This is a genomic window from Bradyrhizobium sp., from assembly GCF_036009065.1.
Classification (GTDB): Bacteria; Pseudomonadota; Alphaproteobacteria; order Rhizobiales; family Xanthobacteraceae; genus Bradyrhizobium.
On the sequence record NZ_DASYMN010000334.1, the window covers coordinates 1 to 21,819 of the forward strand.

General features: G+C 62.5%; 18 protein-coding genes. 11 read left to right on the plus strand and 7 right to left on the minus strand.

The annotated features are described in order from the left end of the window. Window positions 1-362 precede the first annotated feature (362 nt). Together VGP39_RS20675 and VGP39_RS20680 are read right to left on the minus strand one after the other, a co-directional pair. A complete protein-coding gene (locus VGP39_RS20675; RefSeq protein WP_327569956.1) occupies window positions 363-1,784 on the minus strand; it encodes a methyl-accepting chemotaxis protein in 1,422 nt (473 codons plus the stop codon). A 112-nt stretch (window positions 1,785-1,896) separates the two neighbouring features. Then, entirely contained in the window at window positions 1,897-3,423 is a 1,527-nt protein-coding gene (locus tag VGP39_RS20680) for a long-chain fatty acid--CoA ligase (protein ID WP_327569957.1), read from the minus strand. A gap of 215 nt (window positions 3,424-3,638) precedes the next feature. On the opposite strand from VGP39_RS20680, the gene VGP39_RS20685 reads away from it, so the two are divergent. Continuing rightward, a complete protein-coding gene (locus tag VGP39_RS20685) occupies window positions 3,639-4,718 on the plus strand; it encodes an isocitrate/isopropylmalate dehydrogenase family protein (RefSeq protein WP_327569958.1) in 1,080 nt (359 codons plus the stop codon). A gap of 249 nt (window positions 4,719-4,967) precedes the next feature. On the opposite strand, the gene VGP39_RS20690 is transcribed toward VGP39_RS20685, so the two are convergent. Continuing rightward, window positions 4,968-5,792 (minus strand): enoyl-CoA hydratase, encoded by an 825-nt coding sequence (locus tag VGP39_RS20690; RefSeq protein ID WP_327569979.1) that lies wholly within the window; start codon window positions 5,790-5,792, stop codon window positions 4,968-4,970. A gap of 141 nt (window positions 5,793-5,933) precedes the next feature. Here VGP39_RS20690 and VGP39_RS20695 point away from each other — a divergent pair, with 141 nt between their 5' ends. Together VGP39_RS20695 and VGP39_RS20700 are read left to right on the plus strand one after the other, a co-directional pair. After that, entirely contained in the window at window positions 5,934-7,025 is a 1,092-nt protein-coding gene (locus tag VGP39_RS20695; RefSeq protein WP_327569959.1) for a tripartite tricarboxylate transporter substrate binding protein, read from the plus strand. Between the two features lie 6 nt (window positions 7,026-7,031). Next, a complete protein-coding gene (locus VGP39_RS20700; protein WP_327569960.1) occupies window positions 7,032-8,681 on the plus strand; it encodes an FAD-dependent oxidoreductase in 1,650 nt (549 codons plus the stop codon). Window positions 8,682-8,817: 136 nt separating this feature from the next. Here the strand turns inward: VGP39_RS20700 and VGP39_RS20705 are convergent, their stop codons facing one another. Then, window positions 8,818-9,186, minus strand: coding sequence for a helix-turn-helix domain-containing protein (locus tag VGP39_RS20705; RefSeq protein ID WP_414644750.1), 369 nt, complete (start codon window positions 9,184-9,186; stop codon window positions 8,818-8,820). 31 nt (window positions 9,187-9,217) lie between these two features. Next, complete coding sequence (locus VGP39_RS20710) at window positions 9,218-10,264, minus strand: LysR family transcriptional regulator (RefSeq protein ID WP_327569980.1); 1,047 nt, start codon at window positions 10,262-10,264, stop codon at window positions 9,218-9,220. Window positions 10,265-10,328: 64 nt separating this feature from the next. Here VGP39_RS20710 and VGP39_RS20715 point away from each other — a divergent pair, with 64 nt between their 5' ends. Genes VGP39_RS20715 through VGP39_RS20725 form a run of 3 tightly spaced genes read left to right on the plus strand, consistent with a single transcriptional unit; the run spans window position 10,329 to window position 12,473 of the window. Continuing rightward, window positions 10,329-11,582 carry a GNAT family N-acetyltransferase gene (locus tag VGP39_RS20715; protein WP_327569962.1) on the plus strand — a complete coding sequence of 418 codons (1,254 nt, stop codon included), beginning with the start codon at window positions 10,329-10,331 and terminating at the stop codon, window positions 11,580-11,582. Between the two features lie 59 nt (window positions 11,583-11,641). Next, window positions 11,642-12,184, plus strand: coding sequence for a cysteine hydrolase family protein (locus tag VGP39_RS20720; RefSeq protein ID WP_327569963.1), 543 nt, complete (start codon window positions 11,642-11,644; stop codon window positions 12,182-12,184). After that, complete coding sequence (locus VGP39_RS20725) at window positions 12,177-12,473, plus strand: hypothetical protein (protein ID WP_327569964.1); 297 nt, start codon at window positions 12,177-12,179, stop codon at window positions 12,471-12,473. Before VGP39_RS20720 ends, VGP39_RS20725 begins: the two co-directional genes overlap by 8 nt. 424 nt (window positions 12,474-12,897) lie before the next feature. Here VGP39_RS20725 and VGP39_RS20730 read toward each other — a convergent pair whose 3' ends face one another. Continuing rightward, entirely contained in the window at window positions 12,898-14,451 is a 1,554-nt protein-coding gene (locus VGP39_RS20730; protein WP_327569981.1) for a sensor histidine kinase, read from the minus strand. A 224-nt stretch (window positions 14,452-14,675) separates the two neighbouring features. Next, window positions 14,676-15,950 (minus strand): serine hydrolase domain-containing protein, encoded by a 1,275-nt coding sequence (locus tag VGP39_RS20735; protein WP_327569965.1) that lies wholly within the window; start codon window positions 15,948-15,950, stop codon window positions 14,676-14,678. Window positions 15,951-16,088: 138 nt separating this feature from the next. On the opposite strand from VGP39_RS20735, the gene VGP39_RS20740 reads away from it, so the two are divergent. The 5 genes from VGP39_RS20740 (at window position 16,089) to VGP39_RS20760 (ending at window position 21,819) form a co-directional block, all read left to right on the plus strand. Then, window positions 16,089-17,003: an intradiol ring-cleavage dioxygenase gene (locus VGP39_RS20740; protein WP_327569966.1), complete on the plus strand. Its 915-nt coding sequence runs from the start codon at window positions 16,089-16,091 to the stop codon at window positions 17,001-17,003. A gap of 465 nt (window positions 17,004-17,468) precedes the next feature. After that, window positions 17,469-18,779: a CmpA/NrtA family ABC transporter substrate-binding protein gene (locus tag VGP39_RS20745; RefSeq protein WP_327569982.1), complete on the plus strand. Its 1,311-nt coding sequence runs from the start codon at window positions 17,469-17,471 to the stop codon at window positions 18,777-18,779. A gap of 3 nt (window positions 18,780-18,782) precedes the next feature. Beyond that, entirely contained in the window at window positions 18,783-19,676 is an 894-nt protein-coding gene (ntrB, locus tag VGP39_RS20750) for a nitrate ABC transporter permease (RefSeq protein WP_327569967.1), read from the plus strand. A gap of 11 nt (window positions 19,677-19,687) precedes the next feature. Then, window positions 19,688-20,482 carry an ABC transporter ATP-binding protein gene (locus VGP39_RS20755; protein ID WP_327569968.1) on the plus strand — a complete coding sequence of 265 codons (795 nt, stop codon included), beginning with the start codon at window positions 19,688-19,690 and terminating at the stop codon, window positions 20,480-20,482. A 119-nt stretch (window positions 20,483-20,601) separates the two neighbouring features. Next, window positions 20,602-21,819 (plus strand): NAD(P)/FAD-dependent oxidoreductase, encoded by a 1,218-nt coding sequence (locus VGP39_RS20760; protein ID WP_327569969.1) that lies wholly within the window; start codon window positions 20,602-20,604, stop codon window positions 21,817-21,819.

The window sequence follows — 21,819 nt, forward strand, 5'->3', positions numbered from 1 at the left end:
TCGAGACGCCGCGCAAGCGCGCGGCTCCTCAGAGTTTGTGAATCTATTCGAATTTCGACGTTTCTGCGGGTCCTAAGTCTTTGATTTGACTCATGTCGGAAAACGCAAAAATCAATAGATTCACAAGCTCTCAGGATGACGGCGGAATGTGTGTGGCTTGGAAAGACTCGTCTTTCTGGCGTGGACCGTGCGGTCAAATCGATCCCGCAAAGATATGTGCATACAGCAGGGCTTGTCCCGGCCATCTACGTCTTTCGCGCTGCAATGCTGTCAAGACGTGGATGCCCGGGCCTTCGCCACGCCGAAGGGGCTTCGGCCCCGCAGGCGGGACAAGCCCGGGCCTGACGGAATAGCGGCGCATTTTACGGCAGGATATAGCCGATCGACGCCGAGCCCCAATAGCGCCCGGCGACCCAGACCGGCGCAATCGCGATCTTGATCATCACGTGCTTGCCGTGACCGAGTTCGCGCCGCCGCGTCAGCAGGTAGGACGGCCGGGTGAAGTCGATGCCGCCCATGGTATGCTGGGTCGGGAAGAACATCCTGTTGCGGCAGTTGGCCGCGTTCCACGCCGGGTCCTTGCCCTGCGGCTTTGAATATTCGGCGTTGTGGACCGGAAGATAGCCGGTACGGTCCGTCGCCACCGCAAACACGATATGCGGCAGGCAGTTGCTGCTGGGCTCGAGGATCGCCGGAAGCTCCTGCTCGCAAAACCGGCTGAACCTCGCCATGTATTGCTTCGGGTTGGTGCCTGGGATTTCGGTGTAGTCCTCACTGAACAGCTCATCGAGCATAAGCGCCTTGCGGGCGAGCGCGTTCTCGAAGGCGTCGACGACGCGCGCCCGCATCGCGCGCGCGGCTTCGAGATAGGGCGTGTCGTCGGTCGGAATGCTGCTGTTGGCGATCTCGTCAATCAGGTGCGCCAGCTTCTTGTGGGTCTCGGCAACCTGGGTGTTGGCCGAACTGAGGCTTGTCGACGACGAGGTGAGCCCCTGTTCGAGGCCGGTCAGTTCGTCGATCGTGCCGGCGCAGTATTTGAGATTCTGCGCGGCCTCGCCCTTGATCGCCTGGTTGAGCTCGCTGAGTTCGGCCAGGTTTTCGCCGACCCGGCCGATCGCGGTTTCGATGGATTGCGTGCTCTGATGCGTTCCGCGCGCGTCGCAAGTGCCGCGGGTCGAGTCGTTTCGGAGCTGTGCAATCTGCGAGGACAGCGTGTCGACGGTGGAGCGGATGCGCAGGGTCGCTTCCCGGGTCTGGCCGGAGAGGATCTTGACTTCGGCCGCGACCACCGCGAAGCCGCGGCCGGCGTCGCCCGCGCGCGAGGCCTCGATGGTGGCGTTGAGCGCCAGAAGGTTGGTCTGCTGCGCGATCTTTTCGATCGCCTTGGACACACCGCCGACGTCGGCGAGCGCCTTTTCGACTTCGGCCAGCCGCTGCTCGATGGCTTCGGTGGTGGCGACCAGCAACGATACGCGCTTGATCGCCTCGGCGATCGCGCCGCGGCAATCGGAAAGCTCCGCCTGGCCGGTTCTCGCCGTTTCCTGCGCCATTCCGGAGGTGGTATCGATTTTGCGGTTGGCCTCGACCATGACATCGGCGCTGTCGCGCAGTATCTTGAATTGCACGACCTGACGTTCGGATTCGCTGGTCACCGCGGTGATGTTGGTCGCCGTCTCATGCAGCATCAGGCCGAAATCGCCCAGTCGGCGGCTGATTGAGTTGACCAGCAGGGGAATGGATTCGGCGTCGTTGTCGGCTGGCGGCGCGGGAAATGTCTGCAGCATGAAAGGGCCCTGAGGGCAAACCCGGCGGCCTGCCAACCAGCCGGGGATACTACGGACGGTATGGTTAACGTTTCATTTACGCCGGTATCCCGTGACCCGTGCGGCGCGTGGGCTACGACAGCGCTTTGTCTTCCTGCAAAAACTTCTGCCGCAGCGTCGGCTTGTGCACCTTGCCGGTGGCATTGCGGGGCAGGGCGTCGATGAAGACGATCCGGTGCGGACATTTGAACCGCGCCAGCCGTTCGCGGCAATGGCCGATCACCTGCGCTTCGTCAAGCGCGTGACCTTTCTTCACGGCGATGACGGCAAGCCCGGTTTCGCCCCATGTCGCATCCGGCGCGCCGATTACAGCAGCTTCGGCGATTGCGGGCATCTGGTACAGCACGTCCTCCACCTCGGCGGGATAGACGTTCTCGCCGCCGGAAATGTACATGTCCTTGGTGCGGTCGACGATGTAGTAGAAGCCATCCTCGTCGACCCGCGCGGCGTCGCCGGTGTGCAGCCAGCCGTCGGTGAACGAGGTCTTGTTGGCCTCCGGCCGGTTCCAGTAGCCCGGCGTGATGTTGGGACCCTTCACCCACAATTCGCCGACCTCACCGGGCCTGACCGGATTTCCATCGGCATCGACGATCTTCAGGTCGCCATGCAGCACCGGCTTGCCGGCCGAGCCCGCCTTGCGCGCGGCGTCCTCGGGGTCGAGCATCATCACCGCCGGGCTGGTCTCGGTCATGCCGTAGCCCTGCACCAGCGCGCAGCCGCGGTCCTGCCAGATCTTCAAGAGCGGCACCGGCATCGGCGCGCCGCCGACGCCGGCGATTTGCAGCCGCGACAGGTCGGTGTCGGCGAAGGAGGGATGCTGGCACATGAACTGGTAGATCGAAGGCACGCCGAAGAAATGCGTCAGACCTATCGCCGCGTCGCCGATGATCCTGAGGGACTCAGCCGGATCGAAGGCACGCATGATGATGGCGGCGCCGCCGGCGTGCAGCACCGGGTTGGTGTAGCAATTGAGCCCGCCGGTGTGGAACAGCGGCAGCACGCAGAGAAAGACCGTCCGCTGTGAAATGAATGTGGGAGTGCCGAGGTTGACCGCGTTGATGAAGGTCATGGCATGCGTGATGGTGGCGCCCTTCGGTTTTCCGGTGGTGCCCGAGGTGTACATGATGGTCGAGATGTCGCTGAGGGAGACGGATTCGTGTCTGGCCAGTCGTTTTGAGCCGGCGAGTGCTTTTTCGTAAGGGCCGCCGAACTCCAGCAGATGCGCGATGCCGCAGAGTTTTTGCAACTCGTGCGCCATGGTTTCGAATTCCTGGTCATGCGCCAGCACCACCGGCGCGGCGTCGCCGAGGATGAAGTTCAGTTCGTGCACGGTCAGCCTTGTATTCAGCGGCACGAAAATCGCAGCCAGCCGGAAACAGGCGAACTGAAGCTCGAGGATGTCCGTGGTGTTCGGCGCGAGCACGGCGACACGCTCGCCGCGCTTGACGCCCAATGAAGCCAGATGTGTCGCCAGCCGGTCGATTCGCTCGTCGAGCGCGCGATAGGTCAGGCACCGCTGCGTCGCAAGATCGACCAGCGCGGTCTTGTCGCCGCGCACCTCGGCGTGGTGGGCGATCCAGTCGAAATAGGCGAAACTCATGCGGGTCCTCCCGGGCCCGTGCGAACTCGTTTTGCGGTTGCTTCGGGCGTGTAATCCAAACTGGCGACGCGGGCGGAGTCAATCAGCAGAGTTTCACCAGGGCGTCATTGCCGGGCTTGACCCGGCAATCCATCTTCCTTCACAAGATGCATCTCTCAAGAGGGATGGATGCGCGGGTCAAGCCCGCGCATGACGAATACCGATGGAAGGACCCCATGTCCGCCAACGACGCGCTCCACATCGCCGTGCTGGCCGGCGACGGCATCGGCCCCGAAGTGATGGCGCCGGCGCTGGACGTGCTGCGCAGGATCGAGGCGACGTCGTCGCTGAAGTTCAGGTTCACCGATGCGCCGGCCGGCGCCAACAACTATCTTGCGACCGGCAAATCGATGCCGGACTCGACGGTGCGGCTGTGCGACGAGGCCGACGCGATCCTGCTCGGCGCCTGCGGGCTGCCGGCGGTGCGCTATCCCGACAACACCGAAATCGCGCCCCAGATCGAATTGCGCTTCCACTTCGATCTCTATGCCGGGGTACGCCCGGCGCGGCTGATTCCCGGCGTGCCCAGTCCGATCGTCGGCGCGGACAAGCGCGGCATCGACCTCATTGTCATAAGGGAATCCACCGAAGGCCTGTTCGCGTCGATGGGCAAGGGCGTGGTTACCCACGACGACGCGCGCGAAACGCTGGTGATCACGCGAAAAACCTCCGAGCGGCTGTTCGAATTCTCGTTTCGCCTCGCCGAACGCCGCAAGGCGCGCGGCAAGCCTGGCGCGCTGACCTGCGTCGACAAGGCAAATGTGTTCAAGGCGTTTGCGTTCTTCCGCGAGATGTTCGATGCGGCCGCCGCGCGGCATCCGCAAGTGAAGGCCGATCGGCTCTATGTCGACGCCTGCTCGGCGCTGCTGGTGAAGCGGCCGTGGGATTTCGACGTCATGGTGATGGAGAACATGTTCGGCGACATCCTCTCCGACATGACGGCCGGCCTGATCGGCGGCATGGGCATGGCGCCGTCGGCCGATATCGGCGACCGCCATGCGGTGTTCCAGCCCTGCCATGGCACCGCGCCTGATATCATGGGGCAGGGCAAGGCCAATCCGACCGGCATGATCCTGTCCGCTGCGATGATGCTGGACTGGCTGGCCGACAGACACGGGCTCGAGGGCGCCGCGGAGCAAAGCGAACGCATCGAGCGCGCGGTCGACAGGGTCTATGCTGATGGCATCAAGCCGATGGAATTCGGCGGCGGCAATGGCACCGCGGATATCGCCAAGGCGGTGCTGGCGGCGTTGTAGCCGCACACACCGCCGTCATCCTGAGAGCTTGTGAATCTATTGATTTTTGCGTTTTCCGACATGAGTCAAATCAAAGAGTTAGGACCCGCAGAAACGTCGAAATTCGAATAGATTCACAAACTCTGAGGTGCGAGCCCTTGCGAGCCTCGAAGGATGGCCACACGCGCAGGTGCGTGCGGCCATCCTTCGAGACGCCGCGCGAGCGCGCGGCTCCTCAGGATGACGGTGATATGTGTTGCGCGCCCACTTCTACTTCCCCCTGAACACCGGCTTGCGTTTTTCCATGAAGGCGCGGCGGCCCTCGCGGAAATCTTCGCTGTCCATGCAGGCGGTGCCGATGTTCTTGATCGCCTCGAAGTCGCGCGCGCTTGGGTCTTTCAGCACCTGCGCGATGGTGATTTTTGCGGCCTTGATCGCCAGCGGTGCGTTGCCGGAAATGCTGCGGGCGGTCTGCAGCGTCGCGTCCCACACTTCCGCATCGGGCAGCACGCGGTCGACCAGCCCGATCCTTTGCGCCTCCGCCGAATCGATCCGCATCCCCGTATACATGATCAGCCGCGCCCATGACGGGCCGACCAGCGACACCAGGTTGCGCAGGCCGTCATAGCCATAGGCGATGCCGAGTTTTGCCGCGGGAATGCCGAACTGGCTATTCTCGGCGGCAAAACGGATGTCCGCCAGCATCGCCACCTGCATGCCGCCGCCAAGGCAAAAACCGCGGATGCAGGCGATGGTGGGTTTTGGATAATCCGCCAGCAGCGCGCGTTGCGCGGCGCTGCGTTTTGAATATTCCTCCGAGGCCTCGGCATTGTGGCGGGTCTTCTCGAACTGGCTGATATCGGCGCCCGACACGAACGCCTTGTCGCCCGCGCCGGTCAGGATCACGACGCGGACGTCCGGGTCGTCGCGCAGTTCGATCAGCGATTGTCCGAGGCCTTCCCACATGTCCAGCGACATGGCGTTGCGCTTGCCGGGATTGTTGAAGGTGACGATGCCGATGCCGTCGCTGATGCTTTGCAGGATCTTGCCGTCGGCGAAGGATTTTTCGGCCGGATTTTTCGGGATGTTGAGCATCATTGGGCCAGGTGTGCGGTGAACGGATCGTTTGGGTGAGAGCTACATCCGCGGATGGACTTTAGCAACGCATTACCCGCGAGAAGTTGCGTTGCGACTATGCTTCATCGTGTTTTCGCGCTGCGGCATAAATGAGTCGTCATGCGCGGGCTTGACCCGCGCATCCATCACGCTTCACAAGATTCTTTCAAGAAGATGGATGGCCGGGTCAAGCCCGGCCACGACGAAGTGGGACGGGAGAACGCCATGCTGTTGACGCGCCGGGAGGCGATGGCCGGATGTGCCGGAGGTTTGACGTCACTGCTGATATCGCCGGCCATTGCTCAGCCGGCCTATCCAAGCCGGACGATCAAGATGATCGTGCCCTATCCGGCCGGAGGCACCACCGATCTTCTCGGGCGGCTTGTCGCCGATCAGCTCAAGAGCGGCCTTGGCGCGACCGTCGTCGTCGAGAACAAGCCGGGCGCCGGCACGACGCTGGGCGCCGAGCAGGTCGCGCGGTCGGAGCCCGACGGCTATACGCTGCTGATGGCGACCTCGACCACGCTCGCCATCAACAAGACGCTGTACAAGAAGCTGCCCTACGATCCGGTAAGGGATTTCACCCCGATCGCGCTGGTGGCGGGGGTGCCGTTCGCCCTCATCGTCAATCCGACGCTGCCCGCCAAAACACTGGCCGAATTCATCGCCTACGCGAAGTCGAAGCCGGGAGAGCTGGCCTATGGCTCGGCGGGCAATGGCAGCCCGCAGCATCTCGGCGCGGAGATGCTGCGCAGCGCCGCCGGCATCAACATCAGGCACGTCCCGTATCGCGGCAGCGTGCCGGCGATGCTCGACGTGATCGCGGGGCATATCCCGTTCATGATCGTCGACCTGCAACCGGCGCTGCAGCAGATCCGCGAAGGCAAGGTAAGCGTGCTCGGCGTCACCACGCCGAAGCGGGTCGCGGCGGCGCCGGATATCCCGACACTGGCCGAATCGGGGTTGCCCGGTTTTGAGCTGGTGGCATGGCAAGGCGTGGTCGCGCCCGCCGGCGTGCCGCGGGCGATCGTCGACCAACTGGCAGCCCAGATCGCAAAGCTGGTCGCCGATCCGGCAACGCGCGACAGGCTGACGGCGCTTTCGCTGGAGCCGCTGGCCGGATCGACGCCGGACAGTTTTGCCAGCTATGTCAAAACCGAGGTCGACCGTTGGGCCGTGGTGGTCAAAGCTTCGGGCGCCGAGGCGGAATAGGCGCCGATGCCAAACGCGTTTGAATCGGACGTCCTGATCGTAGGCGCGGGCCCGGTTGGGCTGACGTTGGCCATCGATCTCGCCTGGCGCGGCATCGACGTCACCGTGGTCGAGACACGGGCGCGCGCCGCGCCTCCGGAGCCCAAATGCAATCACGTCGCCGCCCGCACCATGGAAATCTTTCGCCGCCTCGGTATGGCGGACAAGGTGCGCAATGCCGGATTGCCGGCGGACTACCCGCACGACATCAGCTACCGCACCACCTTCACCGGGCAGGAACTGACGCGGATCCGGATTCCCTGCCGCCGCGACCGTTTTGCGGTCACCGATGGTCCCGACTGCAACTGGCCGACGCCGGAGCCGCCACATCGCATCAACCAGATCTTTCTCGAGCCGATCCTGTTCGAGCACGCCGCTGCCCAGCCGCGCATCCGCATCGTCAATCGGACCTCGGTCGAGGACGTGGTTGTTGGGGACATGTCGGCAAGCGCTCTGCTTCGCGACCTCGACAGCGGCACTGTCAGTCGAATGAGCAGCCGCTTTCTGATCGGATGCGACGGCGCGCGCTCGGTTGTCCGCAAGGCCATCGGCGCAAGATTTTCCGGCGACGACATGGTGCAGCGGGTGCAGTCGACCTACATCCGCGCGCCGGACCTCTTGAGCCTTCAGCGGCACGAGCGCGCCTGGGGCACCGGCTCCATCAACCCCCGGCGCGCCGGCATGGTCTACGCGATCGACGGCTTTGAGCGATGGCTGGTGCATAATTACATGAAGCCGGACGAGGGCGATTTCGAACAGGTCGACCGCGACGCCTGCATCCGGACCATCCTCGGTGTCGGTGCGGAGTTTCGCTACGACATCATCTCGAAAGAGGATTGGGTCGGACGTCGACTGATCGCGGACAAGTTCCGTGACCGATGCGCGTTCATCGCCGGTGATGCCGCGCATATCTGGGTACCTTATGCGGGCTACGGCATGAATGCCGGCATTGCCGATGCCATGAACCTGTCCTGGCTGCTCGCAGCCCATCTCAATGGCTGGGCGCCGCCGTCCATCCTCGACGCCTACGAGGCGGAACGCTGGCCGATCACCAGCCAGGTCTCGCGATTTGCGATGTCGCACGCGGAGGCGGAAATCCGTCGTCGCGGCGCGGTGCCAGGCGATATCGAGGATGCGGGGGCTGAGGGCGATCTGGTGCGGCGGGAGGTCGGGCGGCTGGCCTACGAGATCAACGTCCAGCAATACGCCTGTGCCGGTCTCAACTTCGGCACCTATTACGATTCCTCGCCGATCATCGCCTACGACGGCGCCGGACATCCGGCCTATACGATGGACAGCTATATCCCCTCCACCGTACCGGGCTGCCGAACGCCGCATCTGTGGCGGGATGACGGGGGTTCGCTCTATGACGCCATGGGACCCGAGTTCACGCTGCTGAGGTTCGATCCGTCGGCAGATGCCGCGCCACTCCGGGCCGCGGCCCACTACCGGCGCGTGCCGCTGACGATCCTCGATGTGGAGACCTCGGCCGCCCGCGGCCTCTACGGCCACAGGTTGGTGCTGTCGCGCCCCGACCAGCACGTCGCCTGGCGCGGCGAGGCGTTGCCGTCCGATCCCCTGGCGTTGATCGATCGCGTGCGCGGGGCATTGAGTTGAGGTCGCGGAGCACCGCGGTCAACCGCCCACGGCGCTAGAGCATGATGGTTTTAGGTCGAATCGCCACTAGGCTCAGACCACCTCTCCCCTCCGGGGAGAGGTGAGAAGAGCCGCGTCAACCTAATTCACCACACAGCTAGTCTTCGGCGGCGATCGATTCCATCAAGGAGACCAGCTGGCGCTGCACGGTCTGGTCCTTGATCTTGCTGTAGGCCCGCAACAGCCGGAGGCTGAACGCGCTGTCCAGAAACAGCAGGCTTTCGACTTCCCGCGATTTGCCGTCGCCGTCATAGAAAAATGTCACGGGCACATCGAGTGCTGTGGCGATTTGCTGAAGCCGGGCTGCCCCGACCCGATTGACGCCCTTCTCGTATTTCTGGACCTGCTGGAAACTGACCCCCAGCTTCTGGCCAAGTTCCGCCTGTGAAATTCGTTGCTCGACGCGGCGCAGACGGATTCGCTTGCCCATTTCAATGTCGGGTTTGCCGGCACTGCGCTGCTTCATTCTTTTCACCGCTAATTGTTTCATTCGGATGCTACCGTCCTTCGGTGGAGAAACCTTCGAAGAGATTTATCAGAGATTCTCCCTTATATACCGCTTTAAGGTCCTGTGGATGGATGAATTCGTCTTTAAACCACGGAAATCTTGTAGGGTTAAAGGCCTCCACGACCCAGTCGATCATACGCCGGATGCGGGGGATACGGTTGCTACCTGGATGATAAGACAGCCAAATATCGAACGGACGCGCTAAATTGACCTCCAAAGGCACGATTTTGGCCCCCAGCGCGTAGGCGTAGGTCGGAAACAACCCTATCCCAGCACCTTTGGAGACGGCCCAGTAGTTGGCGCTGCTCACATTGGTCTTCATCACCAGCAGGTTCTGCTGGGGGATGCCGGGAAACCAGCTTTCAAAGATTTCCTTGGCGGCCGTCTGGTCGGCGAACTGCATGACGATCCGATGCTTGATCAGTTCGTCATAGGTCCTCGGTGCGCCAAAGGTGTCGATGTATTTTTGGCTGGCAAAAAACATCACATGCATCCGCCCGAGCCTGACCAGCTTGACGTCCAGCGCCGCCGGCTTTGACAGGTGGATCGCGACATCGGCCTCGTGTCTCAAGACGTCGGCGGAGTGCATGGCGCAGTGCAGGTCGACGAGAATGTTCGGGAAGGCCTGCTGAAATTCGACGAGACGAGGGGCCAGCCAAAACGTTCCCAAGCCTTCGGTGACCGCGACCCGGACTTCGCCCGAAAGAGTCTGGGTAACGGAATTGCGGGCCCGCATCAGGTCGAACGACGCCGCCTCCATGCGTTCCACTGCCGAAACGACCAAAGTGCCTTCGTCGGTGAGCCGGGTTCCAAGGACGTCGCGGGTGAAAAGCGTGGCGCCGATCTGCCGTTCGAAATCGTCAATGCGCCGCCGAACCACGTTGATGGACAGGCCAAGCCGTTCCGCCGCGGATCTGGAACTTCCGCAGCGTACCACTTGCAGAAAAACCCTGGCCGCGTCCCAGTCGGTCAGGCCACCGAGGCCGATCTTCTGGTGTTCTTCATGCGGAACGCCCCTTTCCGGCACCAAACGCATACGGTTGCTCTCCCACCCGTTAAACTCTGGCAGAATATCGAGAAATCCACCAAATGAATGCCCCATGACAGCGCATTATCCGACCATTAAAGGCGCGATTGCAACCTTTCCGCCAGCGGTTCACCCGGCAAAGCATCCACTTCCGGCGCGAAACCTCGAAGATTTTGCACGAAATGTGGTGGTCTTCACACTGGCGGCCGGCGATCTGGGTTATCTGATGGATCGTGCCAGGATCGACCTTCCCGGCCTTGCCGCGAAGGAAGCCGTTGTTCGGGTGATGCAGCATAATCCTGATTCGGTGTGGGGAATCGCCAGACGCGGGGAAGGTACCGGAAGCGCGCTGATACCGGAAGGTTTCGTCGGGTTCCTGATGCTCAACGCGCACGGCGTCCGGCGGCTGATTTCGGGCAGCTTCGACGCCAGCGACCCCGATCCCAGCTTGCTGTCGGCACAAAACGAGAAGCCGGCGGGAATCTATCTCTGGGCGATGTGGGCGCGAAACCATCTCGTATCGGGCATCCCGCTCGCCTTCGAAAAGATGTTTACGCCGCTCTACAAGGACGCCGACCTGTATGCCCGCGCCGTCACCCAGGATGGCAAGCGGCTGTTGGAAACAATGGGATTTCAGCCGGGGTCGGCGTTCGAGAAATTGACCAATGCCGGCTTGCACAGCCTGCTGCGATCGGACGTTCATCGTCCGGACGCTCCGATCTATGATCGTTACAACGGCCACAGCCCTGACAAGGCGGTCGCGGTGACCGTCGCGCGCTCGATTGAAGACATGATGAGGGTCATATCCATCCGCAGCGCGGTCTTCCTCGCCGAACAGCAGTGTCCCTATCTGGAGGAATTCGACGGCAACGACTTCTCATCGACCCACCTTCTCGGATACGTCGGCAACGAGCCGGCCGCCTGCCTGCGCATCCGCTATTTCGCGGATTTTGCCAAGATCGAACGCCTTGCGGTACGCAAGGAGTTCCGGAAATTGCGGGTTTCCCTGCAACTCGTGGAAGCCGCGATCGAATTATGCCACGCCAAGGGATACCAGCGGCTTTATGGGCACGCACAAAAGCGTCTCGTCAACTTCTGGTCGCAATTCGGGTTTGAAGTGCTCGACGAGGCCAAGGAGTTCGTGTTCTCCGATTTCGACTACGTGGAAATGCATATGATCAGCCCACGGCGGTCGAATGCGATTACGATCGGCATCGACCCGTATTTGATCATAAGACCCGAAGGCAGATGGCATCGGCCGGGTATCCTCGAACAATCGAGGGCGCGGCCCGTCACACGACCTTCGGTTGCAAGGGGGGTAGCATGACGTCAGTCGTAAGCCTTCGGGCGTTTGCCAATTCATCCAACGTTCCCATCGTGGTATTGGTGGACATGCAGCAGGAATACCTGGCGAAGCCGCGCATGCTGGCGATCCCCGAAATCGACCAGGCGTTGGCAAATTGCCGGAGGGTTCTCGAGCATTCGCGAAAATACGGCTTGCCCGTCGCGTTTATCCGCATGCTCGACGACACCGCGTTCTTCAACCGGGCGACGCCGTTCGCGCGCTGGATCGAAGGCTTCGAGCCGAGCCGCAGCGAAATGATATTCGAACGCGCCAGCCCGTCCTGCTATTCCAGCGAGCCGTTCGCCTCGCTGATGAGCCAGTGCCGGGGCGGTATCGTGCTTGCCGGATTTGCCGGTGAATCGGCCTGTCTGTCGACTCTGATCGACGCGTTTCATCGAAACCACAAGGTCACATATCTATCAGATGCGTCGGCTAGTCACGCGCTCGAGGACGTGCCGGCGGATGAAATTCATCGAGCCGTTTCAAAGATATCCGGTCTTTACTGCGACGTGTATCAAACCAGCGACTGGATCGCATCAACTCAACCACGCAAGCTTGGCAAGGGGAACAACGCTGGTGGCTAATTCAAACAATCGGTTGCGTCTAGTTTCGGATTCAGACGCGCGTCTGCGTTCGATTATCGCAAGTATCGAGGAAAATCGTATCGCGCTGGCCGAAGGCGCCAGTCCGGAAGCCGCTCAACTCCTGACCATGGCAATCCTTCAACTGCGGATGCGGCTTCATCGTGTCGGCGACTCCGAATTGAAGGCGTTGTGCCACGCCATGCAGCGTCAGGAGGCGCAGCGGCCGAAGAAATCGGACGACTTTCCCGCCAAAGAGCGTGGGCCGCGCTGGCCGCATTCGGTCAAATAGCAGAACGGGATTCGCAGCGTGCCGGTCCGGGATGGTCTATCGGCGCATCTCGAGGAGCGGCCGCTGCATCGCGTCTTCAAGCGGGCAGATTGGAAATCGCCGCCGGAGACCGCACAAGCGCGCCATGAGGAGCCATTGCAATCGGAATAATGCGTGGTTTTCCAAGGCCTGATGAATTCTTACCTCTCCCCGGAGGGGAGAGGTCGAAGCTGGAGCGCAGCGCAGGCTCCGGGTGAGGGGCGTTTCCACACGTTCGTACTTGCGGAAAGACCCCTCACCCGACGCGCATCTGACGATGCACGTCGACCTCTCCCCTGCGGGGAGAGGTGACAAGCAGCCGCTTCAACCTAAATTCATCACGCTCTATCTAGGGACCACGAATCGCGATCAACTCCTGCGCCGGCGCAATCGGCGCTTCGAACCATCAACCTGCCGCGATCGGCCCGGCAGCTGGACCAATCTCGCCGGCCTCGCTTACCGGATCAAGCAAGCAGTTGACGGTGTAGACGGCGCCGCACGGCAGGAAATCAACCGTCGCCTCGCCGCCAAGCTGGTCGCGGGCGCTGCGCTCGATCAGGCGCGACCCGAAGCCGCGCTGCGCCGGTGCGGCGACGTGGGGGCCACCCGTCTCGGTCCAGCTCAATTTCAATCTCCGCACCGGATTGTCGGCGGCAATGTTCCAATCCAGCATGACGGCGCCGGTCTCGTTCGACAGTGCGCCATACTTTGCGGCGTTGGTCGCGATCTCATGGAGGATCATCGAGATGACGACGGCTTGCCGCGGCGAGAGCGGGACCTTCGGCCCCGACATGCGGATGCGGCCGGGATTGCTCAGCGCGTAGGGCTGCAGGACACGGGCGGCGACGTCCTGCAGCTCGGATCCCTGCCATTTTTCCTTGCTTAAGAGATTGTGCGCCTCCGCGAGCGCGCCGAGCCGGCCCTCGAATTTTTCGCGCTCAAGCCTGCTGGCGCTGCGAAACGTCTGCGCCGCGATCGATTGCAGGATCGCCAGCGTATTCTTGACGCGGTGATTGAGCTCCTCGATCAGCAGATCATGCAGCATCTCGCCACGTGCGATCGCCGTCGCCATCCGCACCGCAAACGCAAGGCCGATCAGCAGCAGTACGCCGCCGATCAGGCTGGTGATCGCCAGATTGCGCCACAACGGTCCGACCAGCGTCGCTTCCGCGATGCCGCCGGCCACGGTCCATCCGGTGAGCGACGAGCGCATAAAGGCGGTGATCAGCGGCACGCCCTCCAGCGTTACCGTCCGCAGCGTCGATTCGGATTTCTGGAACATCGCGGCGTACAGCGTCGGCGACGCGCGCTTGCCGATGGTCTCTTCCGGGTTCGGCACCCGGGCGAAATTGGTGCCCTGGGCATCGAAGATCGACATCGTCCAGTCGTCGCTTGGACGTTGCGTGTTGATGATGTCCTGGAACATTTCGATCGGCGGGCTGAACGACAAATCGTAGATCACCTCGTTGTCGCGAAACACCGGGACCTCGACGGTCACGATCGGCTTGCGCCTGACCGCGCCGATGAACAGGTTGGAGTAGAGCGGCTTTTTTTCCGCAAAAACCTTCTCCCCGATCTCGCGGTTGTTGCGCAGCGGCAGGCTCCCGGTATCCGCTGTGTCCGAAGAGAAAACCTGGCGGCCCTCCCGGTCCGCCACCAGCAGGACGCCGCCGTCGCGGTACTGATCGAGGAATCCTTTTGAGATGCGGCGGAATCCCTCGAAGTCGCCGTCGCGCAGCGCGTTGGTCAGCGACAACACCTGCAAGCCCCCGGTCATGCGCTGCATCTCGGCATCCAGCACGAGGCGGATGCTGCGCACGGTTGCGAGCACGCGCCGGGAGGCGTCCTCCCGGTCGCGCTCATAATGGCTGAAGACGATGGCGGCGGCAAAGACGATCAGCGGCAGCGTGGTGCCGGCGACCAGCAGCACAAGACGCACCGGCAACGACAGTTTTGGCAGTCGGTCTCGCAAATGGTCCCCTCAGCGTAGCGCTGACCGCAAACATAAGAGAGACGGTTGAAATCCGCCAAGGGTTTTAGGTGCCGACGCAACGGCTTGCGCGCGGGAAAGTTCCCATCGCGCAAAAAGCGTCATGCGCGGGCTTGACCCGCGCATCCATCGATCTTCGCAACAGTATTTCGAAGTGGATGGATTGCCGGGTCAAGCCCGGCAATGACGCGACCTCACAGATTACTGTCCGTGATCGCCGAATAGATCATGGTGCGGAGTTCGCGCCGCACCGGGTAGGCGCTCGACGGCAACACCTGGGTCATGAAGATCGCGATCAGCTCCTCCGCGGGATCGATCCAGAACGATGTGGTCGCGGCCCCGCCCCAGGCGTATTCGCCGGGGCTTCCCGGGATCAGGGTCTTCGCCGGATCCATCGTGACGGAGAAGCCGAGGCCGAAGCCGATGCCGTTGTAGCTCGCTTCCGCAAACATCGATCGTGACATCTCCGGCAGGTCGCGCCCGCCCGGCAGATGGTTGGTGGTCATCAGCTTGAGCGTCTTCGGCCCGATCAACCTGACGCCGCCGAGTTCGCCGCCATTGAGCAGCGCGCGGCAGAAGCTGAGATAATCGGCCGCGGTCGAGCACAATCCGCCGCCGCCGGAGATGAAGGAGGGCGGGCTAAGGAACGAGCTTTTGGACGGATCGTCCTGCAAGGTCAGGCCGCCTTTTTTCTCGACCGCGTGAAACGACATCATGCCGCCGGGATCGGCATTGTAGCAGGCCGCGAAACGATGCGCCTTGCCGGCGGGGACGAAGAAGTCGGTGTCGGCCATCCCAAGCGGATCGAAGATGCGTTCTTTGAGGAATTGCTCGAACGGCATGCCGCTGATCTTTCCGATCAGATAGCCGATCACGTCGGTCGATACCGAGTAATTCCAGGCCTCGCCCGGCGAAAATTCCAGGGGCGTTTTTGCCAGCTCGTCGATCATCGACTGCAGCGTGCCGGCCTTGATCACCTCGCCGATCTTTTTTTCGCGGTAGGCGGCGTCCACATTGCTGCGCTGCTGGAATCCATAGGTCAACCCCGAGGTGTGGCGCAGCAGATCGACGATCTGCATCGGCCGCGCCGGCGGCCTGGTCAGGAACGCAGGCGCCGTGCCGGCCTGGAACACGCCGAGGTTTTTCCATTCCGGAATGTATTTGTGCACCGGCTCGTCGAGCGCGACGCGGCCTTCCTCGACCAGCATCATGAAGGCGACCGTCGTGATCGGCTTGGTCATGGAATAGATGCGGAAGATGGTGTCGTCCTTGACGGGCGCCTTGCGCTCGAGATCGGCAAAGCCCTGCACGGCCGAGTGAACGACGCTGCCGCGGCGATAGACCAGAAGCTGGGTGCCCGGAAACCGGCCGGCGTCGATATAGCGGCGCTTCAGGTGGTCTTCGACGCGGTCGAGCGCCGGTTTGGACATGCCGGCGGATTCTGGCGAGGCGGGGGTCGGGGCTAACATCGGGCTTTCTCCGGAACTTTTCGGGATACGGCCTGATAGCCTAAAAGTGTGCCGCATTCCAATACAGGCGTGCTTATCAGCACCGGCGGTGTGGTATACGGTGACCGCTCAATCGAGAATCCGCTCAGGACCCACCCAATGCCCCAGTTCAACGACACCGAACTCACCGCCGCCGTGATCCGCAGTTTCGAGGAAACCCCGGATCCGCGTGTAAAATTCCTGCTGGAAGAGCTGGTGAAGTCGCTGCACGACTATGTCCGCAGGACCGATCTGAGCTTCGACGAATGGGGCACCGCGATCGATTTCCTGACCCGCGTCGGGCAGAAATGCACCTCGACCCGGCAGGAGTTCATCCTGCTGTCGGACGTGATGGGGGTGTCGATGCTGGTCGACGCGGTCAACCATCGCGAGCGAGACGGAGCCACCGAGACCACGGTGCTGGGTCCGTTCTACGTGGGCGAGCACAAGCCGATGCCGCACGGCGCCGATATTTCGTCCGATCTCGATGGCGAGCGGATGTTCGTGCAAAGCCGCGTCACCGACCTCCAAGGCAAGCCGCTGGCCAATGTGCCCGTCGATGTCTGGCATGCCGATGACGACGGCTTTTACGACTCGCAAAGGCCGAGCTATGAAACGCAGGGGCCCTCGTCGCGGGCGCGGTTCGTCACCGACGCCGACGGCCGGTTCTTCTTCCGCACCATTTTGCCGTGCAGCTATCCGATTCCGACCGACGGCCCGGTCGGAGAAATGATTCTGCAGACCCGCCGCCATCCGATGCGGCCGGCGCATGTGCATTTCCTGGTCGATGCGCCCGGATACGAGCCGCTGATCACCCATGTCTTCATCGAAGGCGACAAGTATCTGGATTCCGACGTGGTGTTCGGGGTCAAGGACGACCTGATTTCCAAAGTCGAGAAGCGCAGCGATCCTGTCATGCCCGATGGCAAGCCGGCCGGCGGACCGTGGCACCTGATGACCTACAATTTCCGGATGAAGCCGGGCAAGGGCAACGCGCCGAAGCCGATGATGGCGGCAGAGAAGGAAGACGCGTGATCACGTGCCCCGGACGCGGCGCAGCACGTAGCTCTTGCGAAGTGGTGCGCTGCTGAGCCGGGGCCCAGCTTGCTAAGAAGAACGCTGGGTCCCGGCTCTGCGGTGCACCGTCAAGAAACGCTGCACCGCGTCCGGGATACGAGTTTTAATCTGCTGCTCAAATCTTGTGCGCCGCACAACAATTGAGCGAATCGCAAATTTAGGGTGCGTTTGTCCTTCAGCGACCGCGATGCGGTGCTTGCATAACACCTTATAAATTATACCATTTTTGCACCGCACCGGTCTGGCACGAAGCTTGAATAGTTTGTGCTGACGCCATTGAAGCCGTCCCTCGAAACCAATCATCCGACTTGTGACACCGCCGGACTGGGGGCCTCCCCAGAACGCGCCTCCATGTCCCGGTACATGGCAACCGGTGGCACTAGACGGGCGGCCACTCAGACGCAAAGGACGACTGCACTCATGATGAAGACCAGCACCCGGACGCCACGCAGCTTAAGCCGCCGCCAGATTCTGAAAGCGGGCGCGGGCACCGCGGCGCTTCTCGCCGCTGCAAAGCTGAATTTCCCGGCCGGAGCGTTCGCGCAAGGTGCGGGGCCGGAAGTGAAAGCGGCAAAACTCGGCTTCATCGCGCTGACGGATGCCTCGCCGCTGTTCGTCGCCAAGGAGAAAGGCATCTTCGCCAAATACGGCATGCCCGACGTCGAAGTGCAGAAGCAGGCCTCGTGGGGCACCACGCGCGACAACCTCGTGCTCGGCTCGGAAGGCAACGGCATCGATGGCGCGCATATCCTGACCCCGATGCCGTACCTGATCTCCTCGGGCAAGGTGACGCAGAACAACCAGCCGACGCCGATGTACATCCTGGCGCGGCTCAATCTGAACGGCCAATGCATCTCGGTCGCCAAGGAATACAGCGACATCAAGGTCGGCGTCGATACCGCGCCGTTCAAGGTCGCGCTCGACAAGAAGAAGGCGTCCGGCAAGTCGATCAAGGCGGCGATGACGTTCCCCGGCGGCACGCATGATCTGTGGATCCGCTACTGGCTCGCCGCCGGCGGCATCGATCCCGACAAGGACATCGAAACCATCGTGGTGCCGCCGCCGCAGATGGTCGCCAACATGAAGGTCGGCACCATGGACTGCTTCTGCGTCTGCGAGCCGTGGAATCTGCAACTGATCCATCAGGAGATCGGCTACACCGCGATCACGACAGGCGAACTCTGGAACAGGCATCCGGAAAAATCCTTCGGCATGCGCGCCGCCTATGTCGACAAATACCCCAAGGCCGCCAAGGCGCTGCTGATGGCGGTGATGGAAGCGCAGCAGTGGTGCGAGAAGCCTGATAACCGCGAGGAAGTCGCGGCGATCTGCGCCAAGCGGCAGTGGATCAACTGCCCGGTCGACGACGTGACCGATCGTGTCAAAGGAAAATTCGATTACGGCACCGGCCGGGTGGTCGAGAACTCACCGCACATCATGCGGTTCTGGGCCGACCACGCGTCGTACCCGTTCCAGAGCCACGACCTCTGGTTCATGACCGAGGATATCCGCTGGGGCAAATACGAGGCGGGCATCGACGCCAAGGCGCTGATCGCCAAGGTCAACCGCGAGGATCTGTGGAAGGAGGCCGCCAGGGATCTCGGCGTCGCAGCCTCAGATATTCCGGCCTCGACCTCGCGCGGCAAGGAGACCTTCTTCGATGGCAAAGTGTTCGATCCGGAAAATCCGGGCGCCTATCTGAAATCGCTGTCGATCAAGCGCGTCGAGGTCTGATCGATGAATATGCCCGCAAAGAAAATCGAATCCGCCGCGGTTCTTGCCAACGCGCCGGCACCGGTCATAAAACTGTTGCCGAAGCGGCTTCCGGTCGCGGAAAAATACGTCAAGATGGCGCGGGAAACCGCGGTGCGCGTCGTGCCGCCGCTGATCGTGCTCGCGCTGCTGCTGCTGTTCTGGGAACTGGCCTGCCGGCGCGCCGGCTCGACCCTGCCGCCGCCGTCGCGGGTTTTCAAGGAAACCAAGGAACTGATCTTCGATCCCTTCTTCGACCGCGGCGGCATCGACAAGGGGCTGTTCTGGCATCTGTCCGCCAGCCTGCAGCGCGTCGCGCTCGGTTATTCGCTGGCGGCCATCGCCGGCATCGCGCTCGGCACATTGGTCGGGCAATCCGTGTGGGCGATGCGCGGGCTCGATCCGATCTTCCAGGTGCTGCGGACGATACCGCCGCTGGCCTGGCTGCCGCTGTCGCTCGCAGCGTTCCGCGACGGCCAGCCCTCGGCGATCTTCGTGATCTTCATCACCTCGATCTGGCCGATCATCATCAACACCGCGGTCGGCATCCGCAACATCCCGCAGGATTTTCGCAACGTCGCGGCGGTGGTGCAGCTCAATCCGCTGGAATTTTTCTGGAAGATCATGATCCCGGCCGCGGCGCCCTACATCTTCACCGGGCTGCGCATCGGCATCGGCCTGTCCTGGCTCGCCATCGTGGCGGCGGAAATGCTGATCGGCGGCGTCGGCATCGGCTTCTTCATCTGGGATGCATGGAATTCCTCGCACATCAGCGAAATCATCCTGGCGCTGTTCTACGTCGGCATCATCGGCTTCGTGCTGGATCGCATGATCGCGGGCCTCGCCCGGATCGTGACCCGCGGCACCGCGCTGAACTGAAGGAAGATGTCATGCAGCCTTATCTGAAGCTCGACCACATCGACAAGGTTTTTACACGAGGCAACGCTTCGACCGAAGTTCTGAAGGACGTCTACCTCACGATCGAGAAGGGCGAATACGTGTCGATCATCGGGCATTCCGGTTGCGGCAAGTCGACGCTGCTCAACATCGTGGCCGGCCTTACCAACGCGACCATGGGCTGCGTGCTCCTGGAAAACCGCGAGGTCAATTCGCCCGGTCCGGACCGCGCGGTGGTGTTCCAGAACCACAGCCTGCTGCCCTGGCTCACCGTCTATGAGAACGTGCGGCTCGGCGTCGACAAGGTGTTCGCGAAGCGCAAAAGCCGCGCCGAGCGCGACGCCTGGGTGATGCACAACCTCAACCTGGTGCAGATGGCGCACGCCAAGGACAAGCGCCCGGCGGAAATCTCCGGCGGCATGAAGCAGCGCGTCGGCATCGCCCGCGCGCTGGCGATGGAGCCGAAGGTGCTGCTGCTCGACGAGCCGTTCGGCGCGCTGGACGCGCTGACCCGCGCGCACCTGCAGGACTCGGTAATGGCGCTGCACCAAAAGCTCGGCAACACCATCCTGATGATCACGCATGACGTCGACGAAGCCGTGCTGCTGTCCGACCGCATCGTGATGATGACCAATGGCCCAGGCGCGCACATCGGCGAAGTTCTGGAGGTGCCGCTGGCGCGCCCGCGCAAGCGGCTCGAACTCTCGACCAATGCCGCCTACCTGAAATGCCGGCAGCGGGTGCTCGAGTTCCTCTACGAGCGGCATCGTTTCGTGGAGGCGGCTTGACTAACGGTGTCATTGCCGGGCTTGACCCGGCAATCCATCCCCTTCGAAAGAGTCTTGCGAAGAGAGATGGATGCGCGGGTCAAGCCCGCGCATGACGCGGTGGAGAGTAGGGGTGTTTCGTGAGCGAGCCGCTGGTGATCGTCGGCAACGGAATGGCGGCGGCGCGTCTGGTCGACGAACTGGCGAAATCCGCGCTCGGCCGTTACGCCATCGCGGTGATCGGCGACGAGCCGCGGCTCGCCTATAACCGCGTGCTGCTGTCGTCGGTGCTGGCGGGCGAAACCGCATCGCATGAGATCGAGCTCAGGCCGGCGTCGTGGTGGCGGGATCGCGGCGTCACGCTGAAGTACGGCTGCGTCGCCACCGAAATCGACGTCGGCCGCCGCGAACTGAAGATCGCGGGCGAAGAGAGCCTGATGTTCTCAAAGCTGGTGCTCGCCACCGGCTCGGCGCCGCTGCGCCTCAACGTGCCGGGCGCCGGTCTTGCCGGCGTGCATACGTTTCGCGACAGCCGGGACGTCGACCTGCTGCTGGCATTGGCCGCTCAGAAAAAACGCGTTGTCGTGATCGGCGGCGGGTTGCTTGGGCTGGAAGCGGCTTATGGCCTTGCCAAGGCTGGAGCGCCGGTGACGTTGATCCATCTGATGGACCGCTTGATGGAGCGCCAACTCGACTTGCCTGCCGCGGACTTGCTGAAAACGCTGGTCGAGCGCAAGGGCATTGAGGTTCTGCTCAGCGCCAATACCGCGCGGCTGCATGGCGAGACGTTTGTCGAAGGTGTCGAATTGGTCGATGGTCGCCGGATCGACGCCGATGCGGTGATTTTCGCGGCGGGCATCCGGCCGAACACGGCGCTGGCAAAGGACGCCGGCATATCTGTCAATCGCGGCATCGTCATCGACGATCACCTGCAAACTGGTGTTGCAGATATTTTCGCGCTCGGCGAATGCGCCGAGCATCGCGGCATCTGCTACGGGCTGGTCGACCCGGCCTACGAGCAGGCGAGGGTGCTGGCGCAGCATCTCGCGGGAAATAGCGCCTGCTACAGCGGCAGCGTCGTCGCCACAAACCTGAAAGTCTCCGGCGTCGCGGTGTTTTCCGCCGGCGATTTTAATGCGGATGATGGAGCCGAGACCATCGTGCTCAGCGACACCAGGCGCGGCGCCTACAAGAAGCTGGTGATCGCGAATGGCCGTCTCACCGGCGCAGTGCTGGTCGGCGACACGCAGGATGCGCTGTGGTATCTCGACCTTATCCGCACGCGCAAGCCGATCGTCAAAATCCGCGGCGACATGATGTTCGGGCGCTCGCTGGCGGTTAGTTCGGAGGCGGCGTGA

What these genes read in the sequence shown, in the direction of transcription:
- VGP39_RS20755 (WP_327569968.1), top strand. Translation starts at nt 19,688, where the DNA reads ATGCAGCCTTATCTGAAGCTCGACCACATCGACAAGGTTTTTACACGA.
- ntrB (WP_327569967.1), top strand. Translation starts at nt 18,783, where the DNA reads ATGAATATGCCCGCAAAGAAAATCGAATCCGCCGCGGTTCTTGCCAAC.
- VGP39_RS20715 (WP_327569962.1), top strand. Translation starts at nt 10,329, where the DNA reads ATGACAGCGCATTATCCGACCATTAAAGGCGCGATTGCAACCTTTCCG.
- VGP39_RS20740 (WP_327569966.1), top strand. Translation starts at nt 16,089, where the DNA reads ATGCCCCAGTTCAACGACACCGAACTCACCGCCGCCGTGATCCGCAGT.
- VGP39_RS20710 (WP_327569980.1), bottom strand. Translation starts at nt 10,264, where the DNA reads ATGCGTTTGGTGCCGGAAAGGGGCGTTCCGCATGAAGAACACCAGAAG.
- VGP39_RS20675 (WP_327569956.1), bottom strand. Translation starts at nt 1,784, where the DNA reads ATGCTGCAGACATTTCCCGCGCCGCCAGCCGACAACGACGCCGAATCC.
- VGP39_RS20705 (WP_414644750.1), bottom strand. Translation starts at nt 9,186, where the DNA reads ATGAAGCAGCGCAGTGCCGGCAAACCCGACATTGAAATGGGCAAGCGA.
- VGP39_RS20690 (WP_327569979.1), bottom strand. Translation starts at nt 5,792, where the DNA reads ATGCTCAACATCCCGAAAAATCCGGCCGAAAAATCCTTCGCCGACGGC.
- VGP39_RS20680 (WP_327569957.1), bottom strand. Translation starts at nt 3,423, where the DNA reads ATGAGTTTCGCCTATTTCGACTGGATCGCCCACCACGCCGAGGTGCGC.
- VGP39_RS20695 (WP_327569959.1), top strand. Translation starts at nt 5,934, where the DNA reads ATGCGCGGGCTTGACCCGCGCATCCATCACGCTTCACAAGATTCTTTC.
- VGP39_RS20685 (WP_327569958.1), top strand. Translation starts at nt 3,639, where the DNA reads ATGTCCGCCAACGACGCGCTCCACATCGCCGTGCTGGCCGGCGACGGC.
- VGP39_RS20745 (WP_327569982.1), top strand. Translation starts at nt 17,469, where the DNA reads ATGAAGACCAGCACCCGGACGCCACGCAGCTTAAGCCGCCGCCAGATT.
- VGP39_RS20700 (WP_327569960.1), top strand. Translation starts at nt 7,032, where the DNA reads ATGCCAAACGCGTTTGAATCGGACGTCCTGATCGTAGGCGCGGGCCCG.
- VGP39_RS20735 (WP_327569965.1), bottom strand. Translation starts at nt 15,950, where the DNA reads ATGTTAGCCCCGACCCCCGCCTCGCCAGAATCCGCCGGCATGTCCAAA.